Source organism: Nonomuraea sp. NPDC049141 (assembly GCF_040648415.1).
Taxonomy (GTDB): domain Bacteria; phylum Actinomycetota; class Actinomycetes; order Streptosporangiales; family Streptosporangiaceae; genus Nonomuraea.
The window spans coordinates 1-10,745 of sequence record NZ_JBEZDR010000056.1; the positions used below are offsets into that span (position 1 = coordinate 1).

Consider the following 10,745-nt stretch of genomic DNA (forward strand, 5'->3'; position numbering starts at 1 on the left):
GCTCGCCGTGCTCGCGGCGCTGATCGGGCCGTTGCAGCTCCTGGGCGTCGCCGCCCTCGGCGACGCCGACTGGGACCGGCTCGACGGGGTGGCCGAGGTGGTCGGCTGGACCCCGTTCGGGGCGCCCTGGACGGCCGGCATCGACATGGCCGCGGGCCGCCTCTGGGCCGCGCCGGTGAAGCTGCTGATCACGGCGGCGACGATCGTCGCGCTGCTGGCCTGGTGGTCCCGCTCCCTGGAGTCCGCCATGGTGGGTGCCGCCAGTGCCGGGCCGGTCCGCGCCCAGCGCGGTACGACCGGCGGGGCGGTCGCACAGCTCTTCCCGAGGGCGGTCGGCTGGGCCCGGCGGGACCGGTTCGGCGCCCTCGTCGCCAGGGAGGCCCGCTACTGGTGGCGGGACGCCCGACGCCGGGCCAACCTGATCACCGTCGCGGTCGTCGGTCTCTTCGTGCCGGTCATGGTCAACCTGGGCGGCTCGGGCTTCACCGTCGACAGCGCGGAGGGGTTCACCGCCAGTCTCGACTCGTCCCCGCTGCTGTCGAGCGTGTCGATGCTCTTCGTCGGGCTGCTCGCCGCCGTCACCGTGGCCAACCAGTTCGGTTTCGACGGCAGCGCGTACGCGGCGAACGTGGTCGCGGGCGTCTCCGGCCAGCAGGAGCTGCGCGCCCGGATGGCCGCGTTCTCGCTCTACGTCCTGCCGATGCTGGTGGTGATCTCCGTGGTCGTCGCGGTGGTCCTCGGCGAGCCCGGCTGGATCGGGCTGATGGCGGGCACCCTGTTCGCCACGTACGGCGCGGGGCTGGCGGTGAACTGCTTCGTCTCGGTGCTGGGGGCGTACTCGCTGCCGGAGACGAGCAACCCGTTCGCGTTGAACACCGGTGCCGGCATCGCGAAGAGCTTCCTCACCCTGCTGGCGATGCTCGCCACGGCGGTGGCGGCGGTGCCGATGGTGGTGGCCGCAGGGCTGCTCGGCGACGTCTGGCTCTGGCTGGCCCTGCCGCTCGGGGCCGCGTACGGCCTCGGTGCGGCGCTGCTCGGCGCGTACCTGGCGGGCGACGTGCTGGACCGCCGGATGCCGGAGCTGCTCGCCACGGTGACCCCGCGCCGCTGACGGCGGGCGGGCACCGGCGACGTTCGCCAGCCCGGCGGGGGCGGAAGGCGGGCCGGCGCACTCCGGGCGCGGTGGTTGCCGGTCGGCGGCACAATGGCCTGATGCCCGTCGTCGAAGCGGTGGTCACCGTGCCGGTCCCGCCCGAGCTGGCCTTCGCGGTCTCCCAGACCACGGCGCCGGTGCGCTACCGGTGGGACCCGTTCGTCCGTGAGCAGCACTTCACCGACGGGGCGACCCGGCCCGGCAAGGGCGTGCGCACCTTCACCCGGTCCCGGCACGGCCTGGCGATGGTCAGCGAGTACGTCTCCTGGGCGCCACCCAGCCACGTCGGCATGAAGATGGTGCGCGGGCCGTGGTTCTTCGAGATGTTCGCCGGCGGCTGGCGGTTCGCGCCTGCCACGGAGCCCGGCTCCACCGTCGCCACCTGGCGGTACAACTTCCGCTGCCGGCCCGCGTTCCTGCGCCCGGTCGCGGAGCGGATCGGCTCCTGGCTGCTCGGCCGCGACATCCGCCGCCGGATCGCCGGGTACGCCGCCGGCTGCGCGGACCCGGAGGTGCTGGCCGCCGCCCGCCGCTCCCTGGCCGCCGACGACTGACCCCTTCAGCAGTCGAGATCTTGGAAGGAAACGGCCCCTGGAGGGGCGCAGAACGTCCATGATTCGCCGCTCAGGGTCGTGGGCGCAGTATTCGTGCACTCGCCAGGGGCCACTTCCGGGCCCGTCGGGGCGGGGCAGGCCGCACAATGTTTCACGTGAATCATGAGCCGGGTGCCGAGATCCACCACACCGACCCGTTCGCCGTGCCCGCTGGTCAGCGCTCGCCCGTACGCCGGCTGCGGGGTCGGCTGGCGTCGCCGGTGACGCTCTGGACGGCGCCCGAGCCGGCGGGCCTGACGGTCTCCTCCACGCTGGTCGCGGAGGGTGAGCCGGACCGGCTGCTCGGCCTGGTCGACCCGGAGTCCGACCTGTGGGCGGCGGTCGAGTCCGCCGGCCGCTTCGCGGTGACCCCGCTCGGCCCGGCGCACCGGCAACTCGCCGACCGGTTCGCGGGCCTCTTCCCGTCCCCCGGCGGCCTGTTCGCCACCGGCGCGTGGACCGACACCCCCTACGGTCCGGTGCCGGCCGACGCCGGCGGCTGGGCGGGGTGCCGGCTCGACTCCGCCCGCGGGTACGGCTGGGGCCTGCTGGTGGAGGCCACGATCGAGGCGGTCGAGCTGGCCGGGGAGACGGACCCGCTGCTGCACTACCGGGGCCGCTACCGCGAGCTGACCTGACGACGGCGGCTCCGGGCCCGGCCTGACGTCGACACCGCACCGCGGCGACCGGACGACCGCTCGGCGGGTCGGCGCCGCGCCCGCTACCGGTGAACGGAGTGAGCTGGGTCACTCGGCGCACCCACCGTGCCGTTCGGCGCAGCCGCCGACCGACGTCGATCTCGCCCTTCCCCGGCGGGGAGCGCGCTTTCTACCGTGCGCGAAACTCCCCCATGCCTGTGAAGGTGGTGATCCACAAATGTCCACGGACACACCCGCGTCCACGCCGTCGGCCTCGGCGGCGGAGCGGTACCTGGCCGTACAGCGGTCGGACGAGTTCGCCGGGTTGCGACGCACGCTGCGCGGCTTCATCTTCCCCATGACCGTCGCGTTCTTCCTGTGGTACGCGCTCTACGTGATCCTGTCCGCGTACGCGCGGGACTTCATGGGCACGAAGCTCTTCGGCAGCAACATCAACGTCGCCCTCGTCTTCGGTCTGCTCCAGTTCGTCTCCACCTTCCTCATCGCCTGGCTCTACTCCCGGTTCGCCGGCCGGAAGATCGACCCGGTCGCCGACCGGATCCGCGCCGAGATGGGGGAGGTGGGCCATGAACACGGTCCTCGCGGCTGAGGCGGGCGACACCACCGCCCGCAACCTCACCATCGCCCTGTTCCTGGTCTTCGTGGCGGTGACCCTGGTCATCACCATCTGGGCCAGCCGGCAGACCAAGACGGCCACCGACTTCTACGCCGGCGGGCGCTCCTTCTCCGGGTTCCAGAACGGCATGGCGATCGGCGGCGACTACATGTCGGCCGCGTCGTTCCTCGGCATCGCCGGCATGATCGCCCTGTACGGCTACGACGGCTTCCTCTACTCCATCGGATTCCTGGTCGCCTGGCTGGTCGCGCTGCTGCTCGTCGCCGAACTGCTGCGCAACTCCGGCCGCTACACGATGGCCGACGTGCTGGCCTTCCGGATGCGCCAGCGCCCGGTGCGGACCGCCGCGGCCGTCTCCACCATCACCGTGTCGATCTTCTACCTGCTGGCGCAGATGGTCGGCGCGGGCGCGCTGGTCGCGCTACTGCTCGGCATCAAGCCTGGCACCACGTTCCTCGGCATGGACGCCGACACCGCAAAGGTGGCCACCATCATCATGGTGGGCGCCCTGATGATCATCTACGTCACGGTGGGCGGCATGAAGGGCACCACGTACGTGCAGATCGTCAAGGCGTTCCTGCTCATGGGTGGCGCCCTCGTGATGACCCTGCTGGTGCTGGCGCACTACAAGTTCAACCTCTCCACCCTGCTCGGCGACGCGGCGGCGGCATCGGGCAAGGGAGAGAACTTCCTCAAGCCGGGCGGGCGGTACGGCGTGGAGGTGGCCGGCAACGCGATGCAGACCTTCTACAACAAGATGGACCTGTTGTCGCTCGGCATCGCGCTGGTGCTCGGCACCGCCGGGCTGCCGCACATCCTGATCCGCTTCTACACCGTGCCGACGGCGAAGGCGGCCCGCAAGAGCGTGCTCTGGGCGATCGGCATCATCGGCACCTTCTACCTGCTCACCCTGGCCCTCGGTTTCGGCGCGGCGGCCCTGGTCGGCAGAGAGGCGATCACTGCGCAGGACAAGGCCGGCAACACGGCCGCACCGCAGCTCGCCGAGGCGCTCGGCATCGACTTCCTCGGCGGCGACCTGGGCGGCGCCACCCTGCTCGCCATCATCGCGGCGGTCGCCTTCGCCACGATCCTGGCGGTGGTGGCCGGCCTGACCCTGGCCTCCTCGTCCAGCCTGGCGCACGACTTCTACGCCAACGTCATCAAGGACGGGAAGGCCTCCGAGCGGCAGGAGGTCAAGGTCGCCCGGGTCTCCGCCCTGGTGATCGGCGCGATCTCGATCGTGCTGTCGATCTACGCGCAGAACCTGAACGTGGCCTTCCTGGTGGCGCTGGCCTTCGCGGTGGCCGCCTCGGGCAACCTGCCGGCGATCCTCTACAGCCTGTTCTGGCGGCGGTTCAACACCTCGGGCGCGGTGTGGGCCATCTACGGCGGCCTGCTCTCCGCCGTCCTGCTGGTGTTCTTCTCGCCGGTGGTCTCCGGCGCGCCCACCTCGATGTTCCCCGAGCAGGACTGGCAGTGGTTCCCGCTGTCCAACCCGGGCATCCTGTCCATCCCGTTCGGCTTCCTGTGCGGCTGGATCGGCACCGTGATCTCCAAGGAGCACGACGAGGAGAAGTACGCGGAGCTGGAGGTGCGCGCCGTGACCGGCGCCGGCGCCCACTGACGGCCGGCAGCAGTGCGCAAGGGGCCCCCGGCGACGGGGGCCCCTTCCTTGCGCCGGGGCGGCCCTGGGCACTCGGTAGGCTGACCGGCATGAACGCTGTCGCCCGTTTCGGACCCGGTCACCGCATCCTCGTCACGGGCGGCGCCGGCTTCGTACCGTCGCATCTGGTGGACGCCCTGATGGCCCGCGGCTGCACCGTGGTCGCGCTCGACAACTTCGTCACCGGGTCGAAGGAGAACGTCGCCCACCTGCTGGACGAGCCGAACTTCACCCTGGTCGAGGCCGACATCTCCGACGGCCTGCCGACCCACCCGGCGCTGGCCGAGCGGTTCGACGCCATCCTGCACATGGCCTCGCCGGCGAGCCCGACCGACTTCGAGAAGCTGCCGGTGGAGATCCTCCGCGTCGGCTCGGTGGCGACCCTGCACCTGCTGGACCGCGCGGTCGCCGACGGCGCCCGCTTCCTGATGGCCTCCACCTCCGAGGCGTACGGGGACCCGAAGGAGCACCCGCAGCGCGAGTCGTACTGGGGCAACGTCAACCCGATCGGCATCCGCAGCGTCTACGACGAGGCGAAGCGCTTCTCCGAGGCGGCCGCCATGGCCTACCACCGCAGCCGGGGCCTGGACACGGCCATCGTCCGGATCTTCAACACGTACGGCCCACGGATGCGCCCGGACGACGGCCGGGCCATCCCGACCTTCATCTCCCAGGCGCTGCGCGACGAGCCGATCACCGTGCACGGCACCGGCAACCAGACCCGCTCGATCTGCTACGTCTCCGACCTGGTGCGCGGCATCCTGCTGCTGCTCGACTCGCGCGAGACGGGGCCGATCAACTGCGGCACCGAGCACGAGATGAGCATGCGGGAGTTGGCCGAGACGATCGTGTCGCTCACCGGCAGCGCCTCCGAGGTGACGTACATCACCCGCAGCGCGGACGACCCGGAGATGCGCCGGCCGGACCTGACCCTCGCCCGCGAGCTGCTCGGATACGAGCCGACCGTGGCGCCCGAGGACGGCCTGCGCCGCACCATCGAGTACTTCCGCGAGCGGATGGTCTAGCGGGCGTGCCAGCCGTCGGCGCACACGTCGGCGGCGCTACGGGGCGACAGTGGCCGCGCGTACGTACCCTGAGTTACATGTCAGCGACCATGCCCGCCGGAGTTCCGCTCCCGCACCTGCACCGCAGCGCCGGGCGCGCCTCGGTGCCCGGCTCCGGCCGGGACGCCGGCCGCGCCCGGCCCGCCGAGGCCCGCTGGTCCCCGTCCCCGGACGAGCCACGCGCCGGTGGCCCGGGTGGTCCCGCCGGCCCCGGCGGGCCGGGTGGGACGACCGGTCCGGGCGGGCCGGAGCGGCCGGGCAGGCGGGGCGTACGCCCACGCTGGGGCCGCATCGCCCTGGTGGCCGGCGTGGCGGTGCTGGTGCTCGCGCTGCTCGGCGGGGCGGGCGCCTGGTTCTACGCCCGCGGCCTCAACGACGACCTGGCCCGCACCGATCCGTTCTCGGAGATCACCGGGGGCCGCCCGGCCAAGGCGGTGGACGGTGCGCTGAACATCCTGCTGGTCGGCAGCGACTCCCGGGACCCGGACGCCCCGGTGGACAAGTCCAGCAAGTGGCGGGCCGACACGATCATCGTGATGCACATCCCGTCGGACCACCAGAAGGCATACCTGGTCTCCATCCCCCGCGACCTCTACGTGCCGATCCCGGAGAGCGCCAGCGCGGACTGCGGCTCCGGGCAGCGGGGGAAGATCAACGGTGCCTTCGCCTTCGGCGGGCTGCCGCTGGCCGTCCGGACGGTCGAGTGCTTCACGGACGTGCGGCTCGACCACGTGATGGCGATCGACTTCGCCGGCTTCAAGCAGGTCACCGACGCGCTCGGCGGCGTCGACCTCAAGGTCGAGCGGACCGTCACCTCGATCCACAAGCCGTACCGGACGTTCACCAAGGGCACCAACCACATGGACGGCGCCGAGGCGCTGGACTGGATCCGGCAGCGCAAGCAGTTCCCGGACGGCGACTTCGCCCGGATGCGCCACCAGCAGGAGTTCCTCCGCGCCCTGATGGACAAGGCGGCGAGCACGGGCACGCTGACCAACCCGAAGAAGCTGAACGACTTCCTCAAGTCGGTGACCGCCGCGGTCACCGTCGACCAGGGTTTCTCGCTGGTCGACATGGGGGTGCAGTTCCGCAACCTGCGCGGCGAGAACCTCACCTTCGTGACCAGTCCGCACGTCGGCAGCCAGACCATCAACGGGGAGTCGGTGGTGGTGTCCGACAAGGAGAAGGCGCTGACCATGTACAAGGCCATGTCGGCCGACACCATGACTGCCTGGGTCGAGGCCAACCAGAAGAAGGACGGCACCGGAAACTGAGCGGCGCCGCCGGCCGGCTCTCCCTCGTGATCGACGGACGTCATCACGATTCGGAGGGCCGGCCGGCCGCTTCCTGTGAGCCAACCGCCGATCAGCCGTATCGATCTGTCCATTCGGTCAGTTCTCCTGGATGACGGCCGTACGAACGGTATTTGACGGTCGGACGACCTCGCCAGGACGGGAAAGCGTCCGTAAAGTGATCCCGCCCCCTGACAACGCGAGCTGGAGCACGCATGCCGGTTCAGACCAGCCGTCGCCCTCCGGCGCTGGAGTCCCCCCGTGGCCCGGTCCGGGCCTCCACGAGCATCCCGAAGCAGCCCGTCAAGGGCGGCAAGCCCGGTGGCGGGTCCGCGAGGAAGCGGTCGCGCCGCAAGGACCCGCTCTGGGCCCGACTCACCCTGATCTTCGGCGCCGTGCTGATGGTGGCCAGCGGCGCGGCGATCGTCGGCAGCAAGGCCCTGATCAGCAGCGCCACCGGCAACATCGCCCAGCGCAACCTGCTCGGTGACGCGGGCAAGACCGACGCCGAGGGTGGCGCCAGCCTGGACGGTCCGATCGACATGCTGCTGCTCGGCGTGGACGCCCGGGAGCGGTGGGCCGCCGACGACGTGCGGGCGGACAGCATCATCGTGCTGCACATCCCGGCGACGCACGACCAGGCGTACCTGATCTCGATCCCCCGGGACACCGAGGCGCAGATCCCGGCGTTCAAGAAGAGCGGCTACTCGGGCGGCACCGACAAGATCAACGCGGCGTTCCAGGCCGGCGCGCGCAACGGCGGCGGCTGGGAGGGCGGCGCCCAGCTCATGGCGCAGACGATCAAGAAGATGACCGGCATCAGCTTCGACGGCGCGGCGATCATCAACTTCGGCGGCTTCAAGAACGTCATCGAGGCCCTCGGCACCGTCCGCATCTGCGTCAAGCAGGAGGTCGAGTCGATCCACATGTCGTACGTGGACGGCAAGCCGATGTGGAACGCCGACGCGAAGAAGACCGGCAAGCAGCGGACGCCCGTGGTGCACAAAAAGGGCTGCCGCGAGATGGAGGGCTGGGCGGCGCTGGACTACTCCCGGCAGCGCAAGAGCCTCAAGAACGGCGACTACGACCGGCAGCAGAACCAGCAGCAGCTGATCAAGGCGATGGCGAAGAAGGCCACCCAGGACGGGACGCTGACCAACCCGATCAAGCTGAACAAGCTGATGGACGCGGCCGGAAAGGCGTTCATCCTCGACACCGGCGGCGTGCCGGTCGCCGACTTCGTCTTCACCATGCGCGGGGTGACCGGCAACGACCTGGTGATGCTGAAGACCAACGGCGGCACCTTCCACAGCGACGGCACCCGCGAGACGCTCAGCGCGCAGACGCTGGACATGTTCCGCGCGGCGAAGCAGGACAAGCTGGCCGAGTTCGTCTTCGCCAACCCCGAGGTGGTCTCCAACCGCGAGTAGCCGGGCCCGCCCGGGGATACCGGCCCGCCGGATGGCCGACCGGGCCGCGCAATGTCGGCGAAGCGGCCCCGGCCGGGCAATTCCCGCCAAGCAGCCCGGGCCGGGCAATGTCGGCGAAGCGGCCCGGGCCGCCCTGATCGCCTCGTAGCCTGACGTGAGAAGCGTTCACGTACGGGTCGCGGGGAGGCGTCACGTCCAGATCGGCGGACGACGGCCGGAGCCGGGGGGTCGCTCCCCGGCCCGCCCGGCCGCGCCGCGTCCGCTGGCCCCGACTGCTGCTCGGCCTGGGCCTGGCCCTCGTGCTGCTGGCCGGGCTCGCCGTGGCGGGCCTACGCACCCTGACCGACCGCTACGAGCGCAGCGTCGTGCGGGAGCAACTGCTCGACCCCAGCGCCCGCCAGAAGCGCACCGACCCCGACGGGCCACTCAACTACCTGCTGGTGGGGACCGACCGGTGGCAGAGCGGCAGCGCGGCGGACCGCCGCTCGGACACCATCCTCATCGTGCACGTCCCGGCCGGCGGGCGCGAGGCGTACCTGGTCTCCGTGCCCCGTGACCTGCTCGTCGCCATCCCCGCCGGCAACGGCTACGGCGGCGGCCAGGACAAGATCAATGCGGCGTACGAGCACGGCGGGGGCGGCCAGCCCGGCACCCGGCTGCTCTCGGCCACCCTGGCCCGGCTGACCGGCATCCGCTTCGACGGCGCGGCCCTGATCGACTTCTCCGGCTTCCGCAAGGTCATCGACCTGCTCGGCGGCGTACGCATGTGCGTCGACACCGAGGTCCGCTCGATCCACACCGATCGCGTCTTCCCGCCCGGCTGCCAGCAGATGGACGGCGGCGAGGTGCTGGACTACGTCCGGCAGCGCTACGACCTGCCGGGCGGCGACTACGACCGGCAGACCCACCAGCAGCAACTGCTCCGGGCCGTGCTGGAACGCACGAGCGAGACGTCGCTGCGGACCAACCCGGTCAAGCTGGACCAGGTGATCCGCGCCGTCGGCGGCTCGTTGACCGTGGACACCAACGGCGTACCGCTGGAGGAGCTGGTCCTCGCGCTGCGCGACCTGCCGGCCGACGCGCTGCGCGGCGTGCAGGTCCCCTCCCACCCACAGACCATCGACCAGGTGTCGTACGTGGTCCTCGACAACGGCGGGAACGGCCTCTTCGAGGCGGTACGCGGCACCCGCGTACCGGACTGGGCGCGGGCCAACCCGCGCTGGGTCACCCGACTGTGACGCCGGGGACCGGCCCGCCGCCGGCCGGCCGGGCGAGGATCTAGGCTTGGCCCGTGTTCGGATCCCAGGTTCCCACCGTGACCGTGCCCGAGATCGCCGACGACGCGTACCTGCTCGACGTCCGGGAGGACGACGAGTGGAACGCCGGCCACGCCCCCGGCGCGCACCACCTGCCGATGATGGAGCTGCCGGCCCGCATCGCCGAAGTGCCGACCGACCGCGACGTCGCCGTCATCTGCCGCTCCGGCGGGCGCTCCGCGCAGGTCGTCACCTACCTCATGCGCAACGGTTGGGACCAGGTGCGCAACGTCGAGGGCGGGATGGGCGAGTGGGCCGCCGCCGGGCGACCGGTGGTCGGCGAGGACGGGCAGCCGGGCCGGGTCCTCTAGGACGGGCGGGATGGACGCCCCTCTCGTCTTCGCCCACCGCGGTGCCTCCCACGACCTGCCCGAGCACACTCTCGCGGCCTACCTGCGTGCCCTCGACGAGGGCGCGGACGGGCTGGAGTGCGACGTCCGGCTGACCCGCGACGGGCACCTGGTCTGCGTGCACGACCGTCGGCTCGACCGCACCAGCAACGGCCAGGGGCTGGTCAGCGCCCGTACCCTCGCGGAGCTGGAGGCGCTGGACTTCGGCTCCTGGCACCCCGGCTGCGCGCCCGCCGACGGCGACGAGGTGCTGGACGAGTCGCACACCCGGCTGCTGACCCTCGAGCGGCTGCTGGACGCGGTTCTGGCCGCGGGCCGGCCGGTGCGGCTGCTGGTGGAGACCAAGCACCCCTCCCGTCACGGCGGGAACGTCGAGCGCCGGCTCGTCGCGCTGCTGCGCCGCTACGGCCTGGCCGAGCCGAAACCGGACGATCCGGTACGCGTCACCGTGATGTCGTTCTCCCCGCTGGCCGTACGCCGGACCCGGGGGCTGGCCCCCGGCCTGCCCACGGTGCTGCTGCTGGACGTGCTGCCGCGCTGGGTGCGGCTGGGGCGGCTGCCGTTCGGCATCCGGACCGCCGGCCCCGGCGTCGCCCTGGTGCGGGCCCG

11 protein-coding genes are annotated in these 10,745 nt (G+C 71.8%); all 11 read left to right on the forward strand.

Annotated elements, in window-relative coordinates; genetic code table 11:
• The coding region (locus AB0B91_RS63540; RefSeq protein WP_358342679.1) for a hypothetical protein at positions 1 to 1,111 on the forward strand (1,111 nt) is incomplete at its 5' end.
• A gap of 101 nt (positions 1,112 to 1,212) precedes the next feature.
• The gene (locus AB0B91_RS63545) at positions 1,213 to 1,707 is read left to right on the forward strand and encodes an SRPBCC family protein (protein WP_089002881.1); all 495 of its coding nucleotides are present in this window, start codon (positions 1,213 to 1,215) and stop codon (positions 1,705 to 1,707) included.
• Between the two features lie 155 nt (positions 1,708 to 1,862).
• Positions 1,863 to 2,384: a flavin reductase family protein gene (locus tag AB0B91_RS63550; protein ID WP_358342681.1), complete on the forward strand. Its 522-nt coding sequence runs from the start codon at positions 1,863 to 1,865 to the stop codon at positions 2,382 to 2,384.
• A gap of 238 nt (positions 2,385 to 2,622) precedes the next feature.
• The gene (locus AB0B91_RS63555; RefSeq protein ID WP_089002879.1) at positions 2,623 to 2,994 is read left to right on the forward strand and encodes a DUF485 domain-containing protein; all 372 of its coding nucleotides are present in this window, start codon (positions 2,623 to 2,625) and stop codon (positions 2,992 to 2,994) included.
• Positions 2,972 to 4,645 (forward strand): cation acetate symporter, encoded by a 1,674-nt coding sequence (locus AB0B91_RS63560; protein ID WP_089002878.1) that lies wholly within the window; start codon positions 2,972 to 2,974, stop codon positions 4,643 to 4,645. Before AB0B91_RS63555 ends, AB0B91_RS63560 begins: the two co-directional genes overlap by 23 nt.
• An 89-nt stretch (positions 4,646 to 4,734) precedes the next feature.
• The gene (locus tag AB0B91_RS63565; RefSeq protein WP_089002877.1) at positions 4,735 to 5,709 is read left to right on the forward strand and encodes a UDP-glucuronic acid decarboxylase family protein; all 975 of its coding nucleotides are present in this window, start codon (positions 4,735 to 4,737) and stop codon (positions 5,707 to 5,709) included.
• 77 nt (positions 5,710 to 5,786) lie between these two features.
• Entirely contained in the window at positions 5,787 to 7,022 is a 1,236-nt protein-coding gene (locus AB0B91_RS63570) for an LCP family protein (RefSeq protein WP_357659745.1), read from the forward strand.
• A 233-nt stretch (positions 7,023 to 7,255) separates the two neighbouring features.
• On the forward strand, positions 7,256 to 8,470 hold the full coding sequence (locus tag AB0B91_RS63575) for an LCP family protein (RefSeq protein ID WP_089002875.1): 1,215 nt from the start codon (positions 7,256 to 7,258) through the stop codon (positions 8,468 to 8,470).
• A gap of 299 nt (positions 8,471 to 8,769) precedes the next feature.
• Complete coding sequence (locus tag AB0B91_RS63580; protein ID WP_357659747.1) at positions 8,770 to 9,708, forward strand: LCP family protein; 939 nt, start codon at positions 8,770 to 8,772, stop codon at positions 9,706 to 9,708.
• Positions 9,709 to 9,761: 53 nt separating this feature from the next.
• The gene (locus tag AB0B91_RS63585; RefSeq protein WP_089002873.1) at positions 9,762 to 10,097 is read left to right on the forward strand and encodes a rhodanese-like domain-containing protein; all 336 of its coding nucleotides are present in this window, start codon (positions 9,762 to 9,764) and stop codon (positions 10,095 to 10,097) included.
• Between the two features lie 10 nt (positions 10,098 to 10,107).
• Positions 10,108 to 10,745, forward strand: a 638-nt coding sequence (locus tag AB0B91_RS63590; protein WP_358342685.1) for a glycerophosphodiester phosphodiesterase family protein, incomplete at its 3' end; no start/stop codon positions are given.

What these genes read in the sequence shown, in the direction of transcription:
- AB0B91_RS63570 (WP_357659745.1), top strand. Translation starts at nt 5,787, where the DNA reads ATGTCAGCGACCATGCCCGCCGGAGTTCCGCTCCCGCACCTGCACCGC.
- AB0B91_RS63575 (WP_089002875.1), top strand. Translation starts at nt 7,256, where the DNA reads ATGCCGGTTCAGACCAGCCGTCGCCCTCCGGCGCTGGAGTCCCCCCGT.
- AB0B91_RS63555 (WP_089002879.1), top strand. Translation starts at nt 2,623, where the DNA reads ATGTCCACGGACACACCCGCGTCCACGCCGTCGGCCTCGGCGGCGGAG.
- AB0B91_RS63560 (WP_089002878.1), top strand. Translation starts at nt 2,972, where the DNA reads ATGAACACGGTCCTCGCGGCTGAGGCGGGCGACACCACCGCCCGCAAC.
- AB0B91_RS63545 (WP_089002881.1), top strand. Translation starts at nt 1,213, where the DNA reads ATGCCCGTCGTCGAAGCGGTGGTCACCGTGCCGGTCCCGCCCGAGCTG.
- AB0B91_RS63565 (WP_089002877.1), top strand. Translation starts at nt 4,735, where the DNA reads ATGAACGCTGTCGCCCGTTTCGGACCCGGTCACCGCATCCTCGTCACG.